Below are 18,995 nucleotides of genomic sequence, written 5' to 3' on the forward strand. Positions count from 1 at the left end.
ATGACCTGGCTAAACCGAATTATTCCTGATGACCGCATTATCCGCCTGCAATTATTGATTCTGGTGGCAGTGATGTTGGCCTTCTCATTGACCTTGGGACAACGCTTCTTCAGCTTGGGTAACTTCCAGTCTATTTCCTCGCAGTTGCCGATTTTAGGCATGCTGGCGTTGGGGATGGGGCTGACCATGCTGACCGGCGGTATTAACTTATCCATTATTGCCGGAGCGAACGCTTGCTCATTAGTCATGGCTGCCATCATTGTCAGCCACCCTGATCAGCCGCTGTTTCTGCTACTGGCATTAGTTGCTGGCTTGCTGGTGGCGGTGGTGATTGGTGCGTTGAATGGCTTACTGATTTCAGTGGTCGGGGTGTCGCCAATTCTGGCGACGTTGGGCACCATGACATTGATTACCGGCCTGAATATTTTATTGTCCAACGGTGACGTGATCTCTGATTTCCCACCGGTGATTCAATACATTGGCAGTGGTGATATCGCCGGTATTCCGGTCGCGATGATCTTGTTCTTGCTGGTCTCCGCTGGGTTGTGGGTACTTTTGGAACACACGGCCTTGGGGCGCAGCATCTATCTGGTCGGCTCTAATGAGCAGGCCAGCCGTTTTAGTGGCGTGAATACCCATCGGGTACAGGTCGCGGTCTATATCCTGTCAGCCATATTAGGATGGGGGGCGGCTATCCTGATGATGGCGAAATTTAACTCGGCCAAAGCCGGTTACGGCGAATCCTATCTATTAGTCACCATTCTGGCATCGGTATTGGGTGGTATTAACCCGGATGGCGGCTTTGGTCGCATCATCGGCTTGATCCTGGCGCTGGTGGTACTGCAACTATTGGAAAGTGGCCTGAATTTGCTGGGGGTGAGTAGCTACCTGACCATGGCGTTATGGGGTGGGGTGCTGATCCTCTTTATCGCATTACAGAATCGTAAGGCTTAAGAATTGAGGGATACAACAATGGCAAGTTACTTTATCGGCGTAGATGTAGGGACCGGCAGCGCAAGGGCCGGAGTATTCGATTTGCAGGGCCGCATGGTCGGGCAGGCCAGCCGTGAAATTACCATGTTTAAGCCCAAGGCGGATTTTGTTGAGCAGTCTTCCGATAATATCTGGCAGGCGGTGTGTAATGCGGTACGAGATGCGGTGAATCAGGCTGATATCAACCCGATCCAAGTGAAAGGGCTGGGGTTCGATGCCACCTGTTCGCTGGTGGTGCTGGATAAAGAAGGCAACCCGTTGACCGTTAGCCCGTCGGGGCGCAGCGAACAGAATGTAATTGTCTGGATGGATCATCGTGCCATTACCCAGGCAGAAAGAATTAATGCCACCAAACACCCGGTATTGGAGTTTGTTGGCGGCGTGATTTCACCTGAAATGCAAACCCCAAAACTGCTGTGGTTGAAACAGCATATGCCAACCACGTGGAGTAATGTCGGTCATCTGTTTGATTTACCGGATTTTCTCACCTGGCGGGCGACCAAAGATGAAACTCGCTCGCTCTGTTCCACGGTATGTAAATGGACCTATCTGGGCCATGAGGATCGCTGGGACCCGTCCTATTTCAAATTGGTCGGGCTGGCTGATTTGCTGGACAACAATGCGGCGAAAATCGGCGCTAGCGTTAAACCAATGGGCGAGCCGTTGGGTCGTGGGCTCAGCCAACGCGCGGCATCAGAAATGGGGTTGATCCCTGGCACTGCGGTCAGTGTCTCTATTATTGATGCCCATGCTGGTACCATTGGCATCCTCGGTGCCAGTGGTGTGACTGGCGAAAATGCCAATTTTGATCGGCGCATTGCGCTGATTGGTGGCACCTCAACGGCACATATGGCGATGTCCCGTTCCGCGCATTTTATTGGCGGCATCTGGGGACCCTATTATTCGGCTATTTTACCGGAGTACTGGCTAAATGAGGGCGGGCAGTCGGCGACGGGAGCATTAATTGACCATATTATTCAAACACATCCGTGTTACCCACAGCTGTTGGCACAGGCCAAAAGCAAAGGTGAGACTATTTACGAGGCGCTAAATCATATTCTGCGCCAGCTTGCCGGTGAACCGGAGAATATCGCCTTCCTCACCAAAGATATTCACATTTTGCCGTACTTCCACGGTAACCGTTCACCGCGCGCGAATCCGAATCTGACGGGCATTATTACTGGTTTGAAACTGTCTACCACCTTTGAAGATATGGCGTTGCGCTATTTGGCAACCATTCAGGCGCTGGCGCTGGGAACACGGCATATCATCGAAACCATGAATAAGAACGGCTATTGCATTGACACTATGATGGCCAGTGGCGGCGGGACTAAAAACCCGATCTTTGTACAAGAACACGCTAATGCGACGGGTTGCGCCATGTTACTGCCGGAAGAGAGTGAAGCCATGTTGCTCGGCAGTGCCATGATGGGCACGGTCGCAGCAGGTGTGTTTGAGTCGCTGCCGGAGGCGATGGCTGCCATGAGCCGCATTGGTAAAACGGTCACACCGCAAACTAACAAAATCAAAGCCTATTACGACCGCAAATACCGCGTGTTCCACCAGATGTATCACGACCATATGCGCTATCAGGAACTGATGCAGGAGGAAGGATGAGCCAGAGTGATGAATGGCAGATAGCCAGTGACGCATGGATGACTTATAGCCGCGAGTTGGCGGCGTTAAAGGATAATGTCGATCCGCAAGTGTGGTTGCAGGTGCTGGAGATGTTGGCTGGGTGCCGTGGCAAAATCGCGGTAACTGGGGTGGGCACATCAGGTATTGCCGCACGAAAGGTTGCTCATATGCTGGCTTGCGTAGAGCAACCGGCGATTTACCTGAATGCTACGGATGCTGCGCACGGCGATTTGGGTTTCCTCGGGTCACAGGACATCATCATTTTGATCTCTCGTGGTGGGAATTCCGATGAGCTGACCCGGTTGCTGCCAACGCTGCAACGCAAGCAAGTGCAGATTATCAGTGTAACGGAAAACGAGCAGTCGGCTATCGCGCAGGTATCTGCCTTGGTGCTGAAAACGCATGTGAAGCAAGAGATAGACCCGCTGAATATGTTAGCAACCACATCTATTGTTCTGGTATTAGCCCTGTTTGATGCTATCTGCGCCTGCCTGATGGCACGCAGAGGTTTTACCAAACAGGCCCTACTGGCGGTGCACCCTGGCGGAGATGTGGGTATCGAATTACGTAAACAGCAGTAATTAACCGATAAAAAACACCGTACCAGTGTCATCACGCGGTGTTTTTTATTCTTAATATTTCAATGTATTACCAGAAACCCAGCACTTTCCACCAGGCGCTACCGATAATCAGCCAGATAGGGATAACCACCAGACTTATCAGGAAACCAATCTTCCACCAGGTCGCCAGTGGGATAAAGTTACAACCAAACAGGATAGGGGCCGGGCCGCCAGAGTAGTGGGTAGTTGCCATATACAGGTTACTGAACATACCGAATACCAATACTGTCAGCATTGGCGGAGCACCTGCTGCAATAGCAATGGAGACAAAAATGGCATACATGGCACTGATATGGGCGATGGCGCTGGCCATCATATAGTGGCTGTAATAGTACGCCAGCAGCAGGATTCCCATCATTGGCACCCAGTTCATCCCCTGCACTGAACCGGCAATTGATGAGCCAAACCAGGTAATAAAGCCCAGCTTATTCAGTTGGCTGGCGAGAGTTAGCAGTACCGCAAACCAAATCACCGTATGCCAGGCTTCTTTCTCGGCAATCACATCATCCCAGGTCAGTGCGCCACTCAGTAATAGAATTGCCAGTCCAATAAAGGCGGTCATGGTGGCATCAATATTCAGTGCTGCGCCACATACCCACAGCGTCACCAGCCCGACGAAAACAGATAATACAATCCATTCGTTGCGGCTCATTGGCCCCATTTCTTTCAATTTCACCATTGCCAGGGCGCGCATTTCCGGGGTTTTCTTTATTTCTGGCGGATAGAAGCGATACAGCAACAACGGGATTACTGCCAAAGAGATTAAACCAGGGACGATGGCGGCCAATGCCCAACTGGTCCAGGTAATGGTAATCCCCATTTCACCGGCCAGTTTGCCAATCATTGGGTTACCGGCCATTGAGGTCAGGAACATCGCACAGGTAATGGCATTACACTGGAAGATACATTGCACCAGAAATGCCCCGATTTTGCGCTCGGTACCGCGTTCTGGTGTCGATTCATAGGCTTCAGAAATTGAGCGGAACAGCGGCGTAATGATGCCACCACATCGGGCGGAGGTAGACGGCATCGCCGGTGCGAATAGCAAATCGGTTAGAACCAAACCATAAGCCAGACCTAGCGAGCTGTGGCCCAACTTACTGATAAACAGATAACCGACCCGGCGGCCAAAACCTGTTTTAATAAAACCGCGTGAGATAAAGAAGGCGCAAGCTATCATCCAGATTGTCGGGTCAGCAAAACCAGCTAACACTTCTTTGATGCTCAACAAACCTGTAGCCGCGACAACTGTCAGGCTGAATATCGCCATTGCTCCTAACGGATATGGCGACAGGATCAGGCCGATAACCGTTGCTGCAAAAACCGCCATCAGGTGCCAGGCGCGCGGATCAACCGATTCCGGGACTGGGCTAAACCAGATACCTATCCCAATAAATAGGATAAGTAACATCCTTCCTATACGTGTTTTGAATATCGACATGATTATTTACCCTGATGCTATTTTATGTGCAGTGTTAATCATCGCCAGTGAAAAAGCGGTAATAATGAGATGATTAAGGCGATGGTTATATGAAATAACTGTATATATCCGTCATACTTCAAACTGCATGTGCGTTGGCTGCCATCATTAATCCAAATCATTGAATTATTTAGAGTATAGACAAAATAACGTAGTCATTTTGATCAAAGTCATTCTTATATTGTTCGGGATGAGGATGCATAGCGGGAGATATATATTATTCTGGCGCGAACAATTCAGAAGAAATTTATCGGTTACTCTACTTTATTAATTATCCTACGCGGGATTTTATCTGTTAAAACAACGTAATTTTGCATTAATAGACGAGAGGGTAAAGCCAGGGGCAGCCTGAGTAGAGGAAAGTTGGACAGATTAAATCTATTGGTAAAGATTAATGTATAAACGTTGCTTATTGGATTTATTACTTTTTGCCTACTGGCAATTGAATATTATTCTGAGTGTAGCCCTATTTTTGGCAACAAAAAAACCCGCACCAAGGCGGGTTCTTTTTATTCAGAATAACGTAACGGCTCAGAGCTATCACCTTCATCTATCGTACGTTATTCCAATAGTTTTGGTATCTATTATTGGCTGTTACAGCGCAATAACATTTGCCGCTGCTGGGCCTTTAGCGCCGTTCTCAATAGAGAACTCAACTTTTTGACCTTCATCTAAGGTTTTAAAATCATTACTCTGGATGGCAGAGAAGTGAACGAACACATCTTTGCTACCGTCAGCAGGAGAGATAAAACCAAAACCTTTATCAGCGTTAAACCATTTTACTAAACCAGTCATTTTATTAGACATAGAGATACTTCCTTCAATTATTTTTGATTGCCGCCATAGGCGAACGGATAGGCTTGGGTACAACTTATGGGGCACTTAGAAGGAATTTCGCGAAGAAGAGGTATCTGTCTGATAACGCTAATACGGAGAACTGCTTTACTAAAACTGCTTGCATAAATGTTACTGTCAACCGGGTACTGCTTATTACTTTATTTGGAGAGCGGGTTACACTGCTCGGGTCTGGCCGTCATCGCTATCGGCAACCTGCTCCCCTAATCACGCTGTATTACAGAGCGACTACGTTTACCGCTGATGGGCCTTTAGCGCCGTTCTCAATAGAGAACTCAACTTTTTGACCTTCATCTAACGTTTTGAAATCATTGCTCTGGATGGCAGAGAAGTGTACGAATACATCTTTGCTACCATCAGCAGGAGTGATGAAACCAAAACCTTTACCAGCGTCAAACCATTTTACTAAACCAGTCATTTTATTAGACATAGGGATACTTCCTTCAATTATTTTTTGCCACAATAGTGCGGCGAACGTGGTCTGTTTTTCAGCGGATTACTTATTTGGGCACTTAGGAGGAGACTCACGGAGAAGGGATATCTATGGATAACGCTTGAACTGAGGACTGCTTTACTAAAACTGCTTTCATAAGGTCTGTGTTCCAAACCGATGAGGCTATTTAACCACAACACATTCCTCGTGGCAACACAATATTTGACTATCATAATCAGTATCAATAGTTTTTTCATCTGGGAGGGGGCGAGAGGTAATGCCTTTTGTGTTACTAAACAGCCTATTACATCGATAAAAATTGTTGCTAAATTGTGGGGTATTTTTTGTGTTAATGCGCTAATAGCCGGAGGGGGATCCCCCCGGCTGATTAATTTAGCGAGGAGAAACTGTTACTGTGCCGCTACGATCACTGGCAATCATGACGCGTTGACCCGCACTGAAACGCGTTGGCCCTTGTGCCTGTACGACGACGATACTGCTGCCATCATCCCGGCGAATTTCCAGTTGTACACCTTCACTACGGTTCATGGCGCTTTGCACGCCTTGACCTGCCATACCACCGGCTACCGCACCACCTGCCGTTGCCAGGCTATTACCACGGCCACCACCTATAGTGTTACCCAAGAAGCCCCCGACTACAGCACCGCCAATGGCACCGGCCACATTATTTTCACTGCCGCCCTGAATGGTGACTGGCCGTGCAGAGATAACGGTGCCGTAGGTTACGGTCTGTACTTGTCGTGCCTGAGAGGCGGTGAAAGTATCACCAGACGCAGTTCTGTTGTTGGCACATCCACTTAATACTGTCGCTGTAAGTGCTACGGCAATGACCAGCTTATTCATAATCAAACCCCTATTATCGGTACAAATCAGACTTCGTCAGCAATACCCTTCCTACTTGACGTTGCAGCAGTGTTAGCTGTTTTCACTCTGAACCTTGATAAGCTCAACGAGATGCGCTTGTTACCTCACTGTAACGGCAATTACTTTGAGTATAGATAATTGTTAACAATGACTATAGCGTGAGAACTCTTAATCTGAGGAGATAAATATGATAGCAGTGTACATATAGGCGGATTCTCGCCTTATTTTCATGTTACCGTCATGCTAAACATAGTCATTTATCGACTCAGGAAGGCTGTCTTGCTACGCTCTATTCTTGCTGCCAAAATTTTCCGCCTCGACTTAGGTCGACTAATCCTTATTCTAGCTGTAATGAGCGCTTTTGTGACGCTTGCGAACAGTTTCTATGCCAGTTATCGGGTACAGCGGCAGCTACTGATTGATAACACACTCGAAGCCAACCGTGTTTATGCGACTAAACTGGCATCCAGTACGGATATTTTCCTGAGAAGCGCGCAAAAGCAACTGCATTACAGCAGTATGATTGTCGCCAAGAATTTTGATGATCATGAGGTGCTGCAAGCGGAAACCGCACGGCTAAAATACCAAACCGATAGTTTTAACTCGGTGGTAATAACGGATGCACATGGTGTTATCCGCGCAACATCCCCGGACAATTTCCAGTTATTAGGTCACGTATTGACATCACCAGGGTCAGTGGAGGCGTTAAAACTACGTCGCCCGGTAATTAGTAAGCCTTATGTATCGGCAGCAAATAATCTGGTTATCAATATCTCGACCCCCATCTTTACGCCGGATGGACGTTATCGCGGTTATATCGGCGGTACTATTTACCTGCGCAAGCAAAGTATTTTAAATGAGCTATTGGGTGAGCATTATTATCGTGATGGCTCCTATATCGTGGTGCTCGACAGCGATCGGCGCATCCTTTATCACCAAGATACCAGCCGTATCGGGGAAATACTTGAACCTAAGCCCATCACGGAAGCGATAAAAACCTCCACTAACGGCAGCTTGATGGTTACCAGTACTAGCGGCGAATCGATGCTGGCGGGCTATGCCATTGTCGAACCCTCCGGTTGGGAAATCATTACCTTACGGCCCGAAGCGTCAACGTTGAAGCCACTGGAAGGTTTAATGCTAAAAGGGCTTGGTCATATCACGCCATTGGCGCTACTCACTTTGCTGGGTGTTTGGCTGTTATCCCGGTTAATTGCCCGCCCGCTGTGGTTGCTCGCCGGCAGTGCCAACCATATGGATAAGCCCGATATTGCCAGCAGCATCAAGGAAATTCCTTCCTGGTATTTCGAATCGACCCAACTCAAACGGGCGCTATTGATTGGCATCAGTTTGTTGCAAAAGAAAATCGGTAAATTGAAGTTTGAGGCACAAACTGATCCCATGACTGGCCTGTTTAACCGGCGTGGATTGGCCATCACCCTCGAGCCTATCTCACAACTTGGGCAGCATTTTTCGGTTATTGCACTGGATATTGACCACTTTAAGTCGATTAATGACGCTTACGGCCACGACGTTGGTGATGAGGTTATTAAGCAATTGGCAGTCCAAATCCGCGATAGCTCCCGTGACACGGATATCTTGTGTCGTAGCGGAGGGGAGGAGTTCCTGATGTTGCTACCGGGTACTACGTTGGATGTGGCCACACAGGTCGCCAACCGGCTGCGTCAAAATGTAGAAAAGATGGTGATATCGGACATTCGTCCCATTACGATTTCGCTAGGCGTGGCGTACTGGAATGGCGAGGGTGTGCTGGAAGATTCGCTCAAACTGGCAGATGAAGCCCTATATCGAGCGAAACAGCAAGGGCGCAATCGGGTAGAGATTGCGTAATAAAAAAGGCGCGCTCCGTGTGGAGTACGCCTTTTTAAACAACAACTTAACTGACTAGTATCAGTTCATGCCGTATTTTTTCAATTTCTTACGTAGCGTGCCACGGTTGATGCCCATCATCAGGGCAGCGCGGGTTTGGTTGCCACGGGTGTATTGCATCACCATGTCCAACAATGGCTGTTCAACTTCAGCCAGTACCAACTCATACAGGTCACTCACATCCTGACCATTCAGTTGAGCAAAATAGTTCTTCAGTGCTTGTTTAACCGAGTCACGCAAAGGCTTTTGAGTCACCTGATCTTGTGAATTTACGGTTGCAACGGTCAGTACGTCAGAATTTACGCGTTGTTCGAACATAGTTCTGTCAGCTCTTTTTTCTGTTTACGCAAGATTTTCGAAATATGCCTCCAACGCCTCCAGCTGTTCGCTGGCATCCTCAATGGCGTTGAATGTGCGCCGAAACTGGTCGTTAGGGGCGTGCTCCTGGAGATACCAAGAGACGTGCTTACGTGCAATACGAAATCCCTTGCCTGGACCATAAAAGTCGTGCAATTCCCGTATATGCCCGTTTAACAAGCGCTGCACTTCGCCAAGTGGCATCGGTGGCAGCAGCTCCCCAGTGTCCAGATAATGCTGGATTTCCCGGAAGATCCAAGGTCTTCCCTGAGCGGCACGTCCTATCATCAGAGCATCAGCCCCAGTGTAGTCGAGCACCGCTCTGGCTTTATGCGGGTCAGTGATGTCGCCATTCGCGATAACGGGAATGGAAACAATCTGCTTAACTGCCCGAATGCTGTCGTATTCCGCCTCACCATTAAACAGGCAAGAACGGGTTCGGCCATGAATCGTCAGGGCTTGTATACCACAATTTTCGGCCAGTTGGGCAATTTCTATACAATTACGGTGTTCGGTCGACCAACCCGTCCTGATCTTCAGCGTTACTGGCGCATCTACCGCATTAACCACTGCGGAGAGGATTTGTTTAACCAAATCAGGATGTTGCAATAATGCAGAACCTGCCAGCTTGCGATTCACTTTCTTGGCCGGACATCCCATATTGATATCGATGATTTGTGCACCATTAGCCACATTGATTCTGGCTGCTGCTGCCATCTCATCCGGGTCGTTACCGGCAATTTGCACGGTACGAATCCCAGGCTCATCGCTATGAACCATACGCAAACGCGACTTATCCGTCCGCCAGACCTCGGGATTCGAGGAGAGCATTTCAGATACCGTCATCCCAGCCCCCATGCCATGACATAGCGCTCTGAAGGGGCGGTCTGTTATACCAGCCATCGGGGCGGCAATCAGGCAATTTGTAAGCTGGAAGTGTCCAATACGCATAGACAAAGAATGACCACACTGTGTCCGTAAGGGCGCGTATATTACGCATTTTTGCGCCCAGATGAAAGGCCAAACTTTGACCAATTGATGAAAAAAGAGCGATAAAATACCCGCCAAGCTGTGCTAATTAATTATTTATCCATATATAACATAGCGTTAACTAAAATTGATTAATTTGTGCGCTTCAGAATTTTCTCCTAAACATCACAATTATCGACTAGTTATGCTACATCTGCCTGGTCGAAAGTGCTGATTTATTCATCAAATCAATGATAAAGCACAGATGGAAATGAGTCAGACCTCCCATTTTGATTAAAAAGAGAGTGTGGTCGATTGCCAGAAATGCTAACTCAGCAAGGGATGTGATGGCCCCCTGCTAAGGTTTAACCGCCCTGGCAGGGGCGTCGGTTTTTGCGCGTTTACCGCTTGATACCGGTAATACGGCACCACTCTTCTTTCTCTGCCACTGGATCGAGGGTGAACTTATCCTCGTAAGCCTGTGCGACGCCCTCCGCCTGGGTCGCCAGTACCCCGGACAGACCCAAATGACCGCCGGTTACCGGTAGTACACTAATCAGTGGCGCCAGTTCGCGCAAGGGACCTGCCAGAATATTGGCGACCACCACATCAGCAGATAAGTCTGCTGGCTGGTCTTTGGCGAGATACAGCTCCAGACGCTCTGAAACGCCGTTACGCTGTGCGTTATCACGACTGGCTTGAATGGCCTGCGGATCGATGTCGATGCCAATAGCGCGCGTTGCACCGAGTTTTAGCGCTGCAATTGCCAGGATGCCAGAGCCACAACCGAAGTCGATAACAGTTTTACCGTCCAGGCTGAGGCCATCGAGCCATTGCAGACACAATGCGGTGGTTGGATGGGTACCGGTACCAAATGCCAAACCAGGGTCCAGCATCACGTTGACCGCGGTTGGGTCCGGCACATCACGCCAGCTCGGGCAGATCCACAGGCGCTCACCGAAACGCATCGGATGGAAATTATCCATCCATTCACGTTCCCAATCCTTATCTTCCAACTGCTCAATCTTATGGATAAAGCCTTTACCGAGTTGCGGGTTGTATTCCAGCATGGCGATCACTGCGGCCATCTCCGTTTCAGCATCATACAGGCCAATCACATCAGTATCGCCCCACAGTCGAGTTTCGCCTGGTAGCGGCTCAAACACCGGATTATCGTGGGTATCCTGAAACGTAACTGACACCGCGCCACTTTCAATCAATGCGTCCCCAAGGGATTCGGCCTGATTGCCGGTGGTGTTTAATTTTAGTTGAATCCAAGGCATAACTTTTCTCTCAAAAGCTCAATCCCCTTCATCTTTCAAGTCGCAGGGGGTTGGCTGTGCTCACGCCACCCGAATCACTTGACTGTGTAAGCTCATCGGGATGCCCTCGCTTGCCGCCTTCCTGCATCTTGAAATCTATTGGGTATATAATTGAGCTGATATAAATTAATCGTTTCTAATCAGCGCTAACTACCACGGGCTGTCGCGCTCTAGCCCTGTCGCCAAACTGATTACCGATATAAAACGCCAGCAGATTAAGCACCAGCGACGGCACTATCGGGTGTAGGCCAGCTATCTTAATATTGAAACTGGCCAATACCGTATAGCATACCGCACCGACAATCATAGAGCTAAGGGCTCCGTGAGCATTGGCGCGCTCCCAGTACAGCCCCAGCACCAATGGCCAGAGGAATACCGCTTCCAGACCACCAAAGGCCAACAGATTCAGCCAGATAATCATTTCCGGCGGCCGCCAGGCAGCAAGTAACAGTAACAGCCCCAGAATAAGCGTCGATAAGCTGGAAATACGCGCCAACTTGCGTTCATTCTTCAACTCTTCCGGCCACAGATTGAGATATAAATCTTTCACGATGGTTGCAGAAGATTGCAGCAACTGGGCATTGATGGTCGACATAATCGCCGCCATGGGTGCCGCCAGAAAGATCCCGGCAGCAAAGGGCGGTAACACGGTGATCATCAGTGTCGGGATCACCTGATCGGGGATCTTCAGGTCCGGCAGGATAGCCCGGCCCAATGCGCCAGCCAAATGCATGCCGAACATCAGGATGGCGACCACAATGGTGCCGATGATAATGCCACGATGTACCGCTTTGCTATCACGATACGAAATACAGCGCACGGCAGTATGTGGCAGGCCAATCACGCCAAAGCACACCAGGATCCAGAACGAGGCCATAAACGGCAAATCAAGGATCTTGTCACCACCTTGCGGTGAAACTAGCGCTGGATCAATATGTTGTAGTGTATCGACGGCTTTATGCAGCCCGCCTGCGGCATGGATCACTGCAACCAATAGCAAAATAGTGCCGATCAACATCACCAGCCCTTGCAAGGCATCGTTCAATACACTGGCGCGGAAACCACCAAAAGAGGTATATAACGCGATACTGATACCAAATATTAATAAGCCGGTATCGTAAGGAATGCCTGCCGCAGTTTCCAGCAAACGTGCACCACCAATAAATTGCACGGTCATGGCACCGACAAACGCCACCAACAAACTGATACTGGCCAGCCACACCAGCAATCGGCTCTGATAGCGGGCATACAGCATATCGTTGAGGGTTACAGCGTTATAGCGGCGCGCCAGAATGGCAAACTTCTTGCCCAGAACACCCAGCGACAGCCAGACCGCAGGTAACTGGATCATCGCTAATAACACCCAGCCAAGGCCATACTTATAGGCAGCACCCGGCCCGCCAATAAATGAACTGGCACTGATATAAGTGGCGGTCAGGGTCATTGCCAGTACGAATCCTCCCATCGAGCGATTGCCGATAAAGTATTCGTTTAGAAAACTTCCGGTTTTTTGGCGGGTATAGGCATAAATTGATAAGCCAAATACCATTGCCAGATAGCCCACTAATGGCAGGACAACATCAGTTTGCATTCTCATCCTCCAACGGAATATCGCGGAAGACGAAACGCACCATCAGAGCGCACAACACAATAAACACCAGTGGCAGTGCAATACAGGCGGCTTCAAACCAAACTGGCAAGCCACTCATACCAGGGATATTACCGGGCAAATACGCAGTCAATATCCAGCCCGCCAAATAAGCCAATGTTAAACCAAAGGCCCAGCGCGCTTCTTTGTGGGCTTGTATAAATCTTGTTTCCATAGTTCTCCCCATACCCTTTGTACTTGGCGCTACAGCGTTGTTAGCCGCTCTCACCCACCCGAATCACTGACGTGAGTCAGCTCATCGGGATGTGTTCGTTTGCTGCCTGGCTGTCACACCAATTACTGTGGGTAATAATACCTTCGTACTTGGCGCTACAGCGTTGTTAGCCGCTCTCACCCATCCGAATTAACTTATCGGATTTCATTAGATTGCCGCTTGACTACAACACCAATAACTTCAGATAGATAAGTCGAAATAAAGTCTCAAAAGAAAAAAGACCGGTGATTAACCGGCCTTGATATAAAAGACTAACAGCATGAAAGGCGAAATATCAGGTTTCTTGTAACCCGAGTTTCTTCTCCAGATAGTGGATATTGGTGCCACCGTGCTGGAAGTTTTCGTCGTTCATGATGCGCAGCTGTAACTCAACGTTAGTTTTGATACCGTCGATAATGAGTTCTGCCAGCGCATTTTTCATACGAGCAATCGCCACGTCACGGTTTTCACCGTAAGTGATCAGCTTGCCGATCATGGAGTCATAATATGGTGGCACAGTATAACCGGCGTAAATATGAGACTCCCAACGCACACCAAAACCGCCCGGCGCATGGAAACGGGTAATTTTACCCGGACTTGGCAGGAAGGTATTCGGGTCTTCGGCGTTGATACGGCATTCCACGGCGTGGCCGTGTACCTTCACTTCATCTTGTTTGATGGAGAGAGGTTGGCCCGCAGCGATACGCAGTTGTTCTTTGATCAAATCGACACCGGTGATCATTTCGGTAACCGGATGTTCAACCTGAATACGGGTGTTCATTTCAATGAAATAGAACTCGCCGTTTTCATACAGGAACTCGAAAGTCCCCGCACCACGATAGCCGATCTCTACACAGGCTTTCGCGCAGCGCTCACCGATATAACGGCGCAATTCGCTGGTGATGCCCGGTGCTGGTGCCTCTTCAACCACTTTCTGGTGGCGGCGCTGCATAGAACAGTCACGCTCAGCCAGATAGATAGCATTACCCTGACCGTCAGCCAAAATCTGAACTTCGATATGGCGTGGGTTCTCAAGGTATTTTTCCATATAAACCATGTCGTTATTGAAAGCCGCTTTGGCTTCCGCACGGGTCATGTTGATGGACTGCTCGAGATCTTTATCATGACGAACCACACGCATGCCACGACCACCACCACCACCTGATGCCTTGATAATGACCGGGTAACCGATACGTTTGGCAAAGGCTTTATTCTTGGTAGTGTCGTCAGTCAATGGGCCGTCAGAGCCAGGTACGCAAGGTACACCAGCTTTCTTCATCGCGCTTATTGCTGAAACTTTATCACCCATCAGGCGAATAGTTTCGGCACGTGGGCCGATAAAGATGAAACCTGAACGTTCTACCTGTTCGGCAAAATCAGCATTTTCAGACAGGAAACCATAGCCGGGGTGAATAGCCACCGCGCCGGTGATCTCAGCCGCAGAAATGATTGCCGGGATGTTCAGATAGCTTTTAACAGAAGGTGCGGGACCAATACAAACAGTCTCGTCAGCCAATAACACATGTTTAAGATCACGATCCGCAGTAGAGTGAACTGCCACAGTTTTGATCCCCAGCTCTTTACAAGCTCGCAGGATACGCAGCGCAATCTCACCACGGTTAGCGATTACGATTTTATCAAGCATGGAACGCCTCGTTACTCGATGACGACAAGAGGCTCGTCGAATTCAACCGGCTGACCGTTTTCAACCAGAATGGCTTTTACAGTACCGGATTTATCTGCTTCGATTTGGTTCATCATTTTCATCGCTTCAACGATGCAAAGAGTGTCACCAGCAGAAACTTTCTGACCTACTTCAATGAAGGCTTTAGCATCCGGGCTCGGGGTGCGGTAGAAGGTACCGACCATTGGGGAGCGCACGATATGGCCACTGATTGCTGCTGGTGCAGCCGCTTCAGCAGGTGCTGGTGCAACGGCGGCAGCCAGTGCGGGCTGTTGCTGTGGTGCAGCAAAAGCATATGGCTGTTGCATCATTGGGTAGTTTGGTGCGGCGGGAGCACGACTGATACGTACTGACTCTTCGCCTTCTGAGATTTCCAGCTCTGAAATGCCGGACTCTTCAACCAGTTCGATCAGTTTCTTAATCTTACGAATATCCATGAGTGTGATTCCGTACTCTTTGTGTGTTGCATTAGTTGGATTTTGACAAGCGATTTACCGCTGCCTGTAAAGCAAAGTTGTAGCCATCTGCGCCAAGTCCACAGATTACGCCAACTGCAATATCAGAGAGATATGAATGATGACGGAAAGGCTCCCGGGCATGCACGTTAGATAAATGGATCTCGATAAACGGGATCTGTACACCTAACAATGCATCACGCAGTGCCACGCTGGTATGCGTAAACGCTGCTGGGTTGATCAGGATAAAATCGGTATTACCCCGTGCCTGATGAATTCTATCGATCAGCGCGTGTTCTGCATTTGACTGCAAATGAGACAACGCCACATCCAATCCCTGGGCTTGAGCCTCTAACTGACTGACAATCTCAGCCAATGTAGTGTAACCGTACTTTTCCGGTTCACGCGTTCCAAGCAGATTCAGGTTAGGGCCATTCAGAAGCAAAATGTGCAACTTATCCGACATTGTGCTGGTATCTCCGGCAATTAGTCCATCATCGTAAAAAATAACCTGATGTCACCGATTTGTCACCTTTTTACGACGAATTTGACACTGCGATCGGCACTAAGGTCGGGCATTATAATGATATCGTAGCAATTAGCAGCTAAATACTGGTCTTATCAGCGAAGATATTCAATAGAAAAGAGTGCGAACTGTGCGTTCAGCATTATTTATGACGGGGAGAATCATGATAAGTTCCGGCCACTAACGGCACCATTGCCGAAATTTTTTATAGCGTAGTGCCAGCAATATAACCGCCGCCACGGCGTAGATAATCGGCAGTGGCGAAAGCGTTTTCACCGACCAAAGATAATGAATTGGCGCAAGGATGGCGACAACATACACCAAATTATGCAGTTTTTGCCAGTTGGGTCCCATTTTCCGTTGCGCCCATAAGGTGGAGGTGGCGGCCAGTGATAGTAACAATAACCAACTGATAATTCCCAATGTCAGATAGGGGCGGGTGACCAGCTCGCGCCCCAGCAGGCCAATATTACTCAGCCCCAGTTCCAGCAAGGAGTAGCTGACTAAATGCAGGGTTCCCCAGGCAAAACACCATAAGCCTAATAACCGGCGGCAGCGGATCAACAGGGGCTGTTTACCATAACGCGCCAGCGGCGTGACCACTAAAGTGGCTAGCAATAGTTTCAGTGTCATGCGGCCGGTAAAATGCTGAATATCTTTGGCGGGGTCGGCACTGAGCCAACCCTGATTAACCGATAAAATAAGCCACAGCAAAGGCAGCGCTGCTGCCAGCCAGATAGCCACTTTTAACCCTTTAATCTGCCGTAGACTCAGGCGCATCAGAAATTCTCCCGCAGATCCAAGCCACGGTAGAGGGATGCAACTTGGTCCGCATAACCGTTGAACAGCAGAGTAGGTTGGCGCTGCACATCAAGGATACCGCCGGCGCCGATAAAGCGCTCAGTAGCTTGCGACCAACGCGGATGATCGACATGGGGATTCACATTGGCATAAAAACCATATTCGTTAGGCGCACTGAGGTTCCAAGTGGTGGGCGGCTGATCATGGGTCAGGCGAATATGAACGATAGATTTTATCCCTTTAAAACCATATTTCCACGGTGTGATAAGCCGCAGCGGGGCACCATTTTGCGGTGGCAGGGCTTTGCCATACACCCCCAGAGTCATAAAGGCGAGTGGATGCATAGCTTCATCCAGTCGTAAGCCTTCGACATACGGATATTTTAGCCCGCCACCAATAAAACGGTCTTCCTGTCCCGGCATCTGATCCGGTGCATACAGCGTTTGAAATGCGACATAGCGGGCATTACTGGTCGGTTCAACCAGCTTGAGCAGTTTCCCTAACTCAAAACCAATCCACGGCACCACCATGGACCAGGCTTCGACGCAGCGCATACGATAAATGCGTTCTTCCAGCGGGAAGCGTTTTATCAGGTCATCGATATCCAGTGTCATTGGTTTAGCCACATCACCGTCGATACGTATCTGCCAACCCTCAGTTTTTAGCGTGCCAGCATTGGCGGCAGGATCAGCTTTATCCAGACCAAATTCGTAGAAGTTATTGTAACCAGTCACTTTCTCTTCCGGTGTCATCGCCAGATCCGGGTGGTACACCGTTGATTTGGTAAACTCCAGTGGCTTACCTGAGGGCGCTTTAGGGCGATCATTGCCTTTAAACCATGCTAACAAGTCGGCCTGTGCCGCGGTGGGCAAGGCCAGTGACGCCGCCGTGATCCCCAACGCCTGCAACACCTTGCGGCGCTGATAGAAAATACTTTCTGGCGTGATGTCAGCTTCGGTCAGCTTGCGTGGTTTGGTACTGCTACCACGAAGACTATTTTTTGAATGAGAGAAAAAGTTGTGCATAGACCTACTCCATTGGGCAGGGGAGTCATACTGACCGTTATGGTATTAATCATGGCGGCTTATGGACACAAGTGCGAGGCTGCTGGGAAAAATATGAAATTTCTGAGAGCGGAGTGATAGGGCCGGGTGATAACAATATCCACCCGGTGACTTTTGCAAAATCAATAATTAGCGAACTTTAACCAACGTCCGGCCAGTAACTTCATTCGCCAGCAGGCGTGCGGCGATAGTTGGAGCATCTGCTAGTGTGATTGATTGTGATGCCTGCTGATAGAAGCTGTCAGGTAAGATTTTCAGCAGCCGCTGCCAGGCTTGCTGGCGGCGCGGTTGAGGTGTCATCACCGAATCCACGCCCTGCAAGCGCACGTTGCGCAGAATAAATGGCATCACGGTGGTGGGCAGAGTATAGCCACCCGCCAAGCCACAGGCGGCAACGGTGCTGTTGTAATTCATCTGTGCCAGCACTTTGGCCAGCAATTTGTCACCGACAGTATCGATTGCACCAGCCCACAACTGTTTTTCCAGTGGGCGCGACGCTTCAAGATAATCATTGCGAGAGAGCACCCGATGCGCCCCGAGACTTTTCAAATAGTCACTGTTGCTGTCACGACCTGAGATCGCCGCAATCTGGTAACCGAGCGCCGACAGTAAGGCAATTGCGGTGCTACCTACGCCACCACTGGCACCGGTGACCACCACTTCGCCGCTTTCAGGGGTGACACCGCCGTCTTCCAAAGCCATGACGCACAACATGGCAGTGAACCCTGCGGTACCGATAATCATGGCTTTTCGGGGTTCCAATCCTTCAGGCATGGGGACCAGCCAGTCGCCATTAACACGCGCTTGCTCGGCTAAACCGCCCCAATGATTTTCGCCCACCCCCCAGCCGGTCAGTAACACTGACTGACCGATATGAAAACGTGGGTCTTCACTGCTGTGAACCGTGCCAGCAAAATCAATGCCCGGAACCATAGGGAATTCGCGGATAATCTTCCCTTTACCGGTGATGGCTAGCGCGTCTTTATAATTCAGGCTGGACCAATTGACATCAACCGTGACATTACCGGCTGGCAATTGCGAGGGCGATATTTCACGCACTTCGGCGACAGTACGGCCTTCAATTTGCTCAAGTACAAGTGCTCGCATGTATCACTCTCCCGATATATTTTTCTGCAACGCCAATAACGTTGGGTATAAATA

19 protein-coding genes are annotated in these 18,995 nt (G+C 49.4%); 4 read left to right on the top strand and 15 right to left on the bottom strand.

Features of this window, described 5'->3' with window-relative positions; genetic code table 11:
- The 3 genes from Q2T71_RS20790 to Q2T71_RS20800 are packed head-to-tail and all read left to right on the top strand — an operon-like array spanning window position 1 to window position 3,212.
- A complete protein-coding gene (locus Q2T71_RS20790; RefSeq protein WP_372560384.1) occupies window positions 1–954 on the top strand; it encodes an ABC transporter permease in 954 nt (317 codons plus the stop codon).
- 18 nt (window positions 955–972) lie between these two features.
- Window positions 973–2,610 carry an FGGY-family carbohydrate kinase gene (locus Q2T71_RS20795; RefSeq protein WP_372560385.1) on the top strand — a complete coding sequence of 546 codons (1,638 nt, stop codon included), beginning with the start codon at window positions 973–975 and terminating at the stop codon, window positions 2,608–2,610.
- Window positions 2,607–3,212, top strand: coding sequence for an SIS domain-containing protein (locus tag Q2T71_RS20800; protein WP_083162165.1), 606 nt, complete (start codon window positions 2,607–2,609; stop codon window positions 3,210–3,212). Before Q2T71_RS20795 ends, Q2T71_RS20800 begins: the two co-directional genes overlap by 4 nt.
- A 67-nt stretch (window positions 3,213–3,279) precedes the next feature.
- Here Q2T71_RS20800 and Q2T71_RS20805 read toward each other — a convergent pair whose 3' ends face one another.
- The 4 genes from Q2T71_RS20805 to Q2T71_RS20820 all read right to left on the bottom strand — a co-directional run bounded on the left by Q2T71_RS20805 (window position 3,280) and on the right by Q2T71_RS20820 (window position 6,883).
- Entirely contained in the window at window positions 3,280–4,692 is a 1,413-nt protein-coding gene (locus Q2T71_RS20805; protein ID WP_042568990.1) for an anion permease, read from the bottom strand.
- 633 nt (window positions 4,693–5,325) lie between these two features.
- The gene (gene cspG, locus Q2T71_RS20810) at window positions 5,326–5,538 is read right to left on the bottom strand and encodes a cold shock protein CspG (protein ID WP_032907660.1); all 213 of its coding nucleotides are present in this window, start codon (window positions 5,536–5,538) and stop codon (window positions 5,326–5,328) included.
- A gap of 265 nt (window positions 5,539–5,803) precedes the next feature.
- On the bottom strand, window positions 5,804–6,016 hold the full coding sequence (gene cspA / locus Q2T71_RS20815; RefSeq protein ID WP_005163090.1) for an RNA chaperone/antiterminator CspA: 213 nt from the start codon (window positions 6,014–6,016) through the stop codon (window positions 5,804–5,806).
- Between the two features lie 396 nt (window positions 6,017–6,412).
- Entirely contained in the window at window positions 6,413–6,883 is a 471-nt protein-coding gene (locus tag Q2T71_RS20820; protein WP_083162175.1) for a glycine zipper 2TM domain-containing protein, read from the bottom strand.
- A gap of 312 nt (window positions 6,884–7,195) precedes the next feature.
- Between Q2T71_RS20820 and Q2T71_RS20825 the strand changes: the two genes are divergently transcribed.
- A complete protein-coding gene (locus Q2T71_RS20825; RefSeq protein WP_372560694.1) occupies window positions 7,196–8,755 on the top strand; it encodes a sensor domain-containing diguanylate cyclase in 1,560 nt (519 codons plus the stop codon).
- Between the two features lie 60 nt (window positions 8,756–8,815).
- Here the strand turns inward: Q2T71_RS20825 and fis are convergent, their stop codons facing one another.
- The 11 genes from fis to Q2T71_RS20880 form a co-directional block, all read right to left on the bottom strand.
- Entirely contained in the window at window positions 8,816–9,112 is a 297-nt protein-coding gene (gene fis, locus Q2T71_RS20830; protein ID WP_002210061.1) for a DNA-binding transcriptional regulator Fis, read from the bottom strand.
- 24 nt (window positions 9,113–9,136) lie between these two features.
- Window positions 9,137–10,102, bottom strand: a complete 966-nt coding sequence (dusB, locus tag Q2T71_RS20835; protein WP_083162177.1) for a tRNA dihydrouridine synthase DusB — start codon at window positions 10,100–10,102, stop codon at window positions 9,137–9,139.
- Between the two features lie 419 nt (window positions 10,103–10,521).
- Window positions 10,522–11,403, bottom strand: coding sequence for a 50S ribosomal protein L11 methyltransferase (prmA, locus tag Q2T71_RS20840; RefSeq protein WP_372560386.1), 882 nt, complete (start codon window positions 11,401–11,403; stop codon window positions 10,522–10,524).
- Between the two features lie 175 nt (window positions 11,404–11,578).
- A complete protein-coding gene (gene panF / locus Q2T71_RS20845) occupies window positions 11,579–13,033 on the bottom strand; it encodes a sodium/pantothenate symporter (RefSeq protein WP_372560387.1) in 1,455 nt (484 codons plus the stop codon).
- The gene (locus Q2T71_RS20850) at window positions 13,023–13,265 is read right to left on the bottom strand and encodes a YhdT family protein (RefSeq protein WP_372560388.1); all 243 of its coding nucleotides are present in this window, start codon (window positions 13,263–13,265) and stop codon (window positions 13,023–13,025) included. The genes panF and Q2T71_RS20850 overlap by 11 nt, the downstream gene beginning before the upstream one ends.
- Before the next feature lie 334 nt (window positions 13,266–13,599).
- Window positions 13,600–14,949, bottom strand: coding sequence for an acetyl-CoA carboxylase biotin carboxylase subunit (gene accC / locus Q2T71_RS20855; protein ID WP_083162186.1), 1,350 nt, complete (start codon window positions 14,947–14,949; stop codon window positions 13,600–13,602).
- Between the two features lie 11 nt (window positions 14,950–14,960).
- On the bottom strand, window positions 14,961–15,425 hold the full coding sequence (gene accB / locus Q2T71_RS20860) for an acetyl-CoA carboxylase biotin carboxyl carrier protein (protein WP_004701474.1): 465 nt from the start codon (window positions 15,423–15,425) through the stop codon (window positions 14,961–14,963).
- Between the two features lie 31 nt (window positions 15,426–15,456).
- Complete coding sequence (aroQ, locus tag Q2T71_RS20865; protein ID WP_083162188.1) at window positions 15,457–15,909, bottom strand: type II 3-dehydroquinate dehydratase; 453 nt, start codon at window positions 15,907–15,909, stop codon at window positions 15,457–15,459.
- 240 nt (window positions 15,910–16,149) lie between these two features.
- The gene (msrQ, locus tag Q2T71_RS20870) at window positions 16,150–16,749 is read right to left on the bottom strand and encodes a protein-methionine-sulfoxide reductase heme-binding subunit MsrQ (RefSeq protein WP_372560389.1); all 600 of its coding nucleotides are present in this window, start codon (window positions 16,747–16,749) and stop codon (window positions 16,150–16,152) included.
- Entirely contained in the window at window positions 16,749–17,795 is a 1,047-nt protein-coding gene (gene msrP / locus Q2T71_RS20875) for a protein-methionine-sulfoxide reductase catalytic subunit MsrP (RefSeq protein WP_372560390.1), read from the bottom strand. The genes msrQ and msrP overlap by 1 nt, the downstream gene beginning before the upstream one ends.
- Window positions 17,796–17,963: 168 nt before the next feature.
- Entirely contained in the window at window positions 17,964–18,941 is a 978-nt protein-coding gene (locus tag Q2T71_RS20880) for an MDR family oxidoreductase (RefSeq protein ID WP_372560391.1), read from the bottom strand.
- Window positions 18,942–18,995: the final 54 nt, after the last annotated feature.

The sequence above is a fragment of the Yersinia sp. 1652 StPb PI genome, assembly GCF_041538345.1.
GTDB lineage: Bacteria > Pseudomonadota > Gammaproteobacteria > Enterobacterales > Enterobacteriaceae > Yersinia > Yersinia enterocolitica_E.

Bases quoted from the DNA above. Each gene is read 5' to 3' on its own strand.
- msrP (WP_372560390.1), bottom strand. From the start codon at position 17,795: ATGCACAACTTTTTCTCTCATTCAAAAAATAGTCTTCGTGGTAGCAGT.
- Q2T71_RS20880 (WP_372560391.1), bottom strand. From the start codon at position 18,941: ATGCGAGCACTTGTACTTGAGCAAATTGAAGGCCGTACTGTCGCCGAA.
- Q2T71_RS20805 (WP_042568990.1), bottom strand. From the start codon at position 4,692: ATGTCGATATTCAAAACACGTATAGGAAGGATGTTACTTATCCTATTT.
- Q2T71_RS20820 (WP_083162175.1), bottom strand. From the start codon at position 6,883: ATGAATAAGCTGGTCATTGCCGTAGCACTTACAGCGACAGTATTAAGT.
- prmA (WP_372560386.1), bottom strand. From the start codon at position 11,403: ATGCCTTGGATTCAACTAAAATTAAACACCACCGGCAATCAGGCCGAA.
- Q2T71_RS20800 (WP_083162165.1), top strand. From the start codon at position 2,607: ATGAGCCAGAGTGATGAATGGCAGATAGCCAGTGACGCATGGATGACT.
- panF (WP_372560387.1), bottom strand. From the start codon at position 13,033: ATGCAAACTGATGTTGTCCTGCCATTAGTGGGCTATCTGGCAATGGTA.
- dusB (WP_083162177.1), bottom strand. From the start codon at position 10,102: ATGCGTATTGGACACTTCCAGCTTACAAATTGCCTGATTGCCGCCCCG.
- Q2T71_RS20795 (WP_372560385.1), top strand. From the start codon at position 973: ATGGCAAGTTACTTTATCGGCGTAGATGTAGGGACCGGCAGCGCAAGG.
- accB (WP_004701474.1), bottom strand. From the start codon at position 15,425: ATGGATATTCGTAAGATTAAGAAACTGATCGAACTGGTTGAAGAGTCC.
- Q2T71_RS20790 (WP_372560384.1), top strand. From the start codon at position 1: ATGACCTGGCTAAACCGAATTATTCCTGATGACCGCATTATCCGCCTG.
- Q2T71_RS20850 (WP_372560388.1), bottom strand. From the start codon at position 13,265: ATGGAAACAAGATTTATACAAGCCCACAAAGAAGCGCGCTGGGCCTTT.
- accC (WP_083162186.1), bottom strand. From the start codon at position 14,949: ATGCTTGATAAAATCGTAATCGCTAACCGTGGTGAGATTGCGCTGCGT.
- fis (WP_002210061.1), bottom strand. From the start codon at position 9,112: ATGTTCGAACAACGCGTAAATTCTGACGTACTGACCGTTGCAACCGTA.
- cspG (WP_032907660.1), bottom strand. From the start codon at position 5,538: ATGTCTAATAAAATGACTGGTTTAGTAAAATGGTTTAACGCTGATAAA.
- msrQ (WP_372560389.1), bottom strand. From the start codon at position 16,749: ATGCGCCTGAGTCTACGGCAGATTAAAGGGTTAAAAGTGGCTATCTGG.
- cspA (WP_005163090.1), bottom strand. From the start codon at position 6,016: ATGTCTAATAAAATGACTGGTTTAGTAAAATGGTTTGACGCTGGTAAA.
- aroQ (WP_083162188.1), bottom strand. From the start codon at position 15,909: ATGTCGGATAAGTTGCACATTTTGCTTCTGAATGGCCCTAACCTGAAT.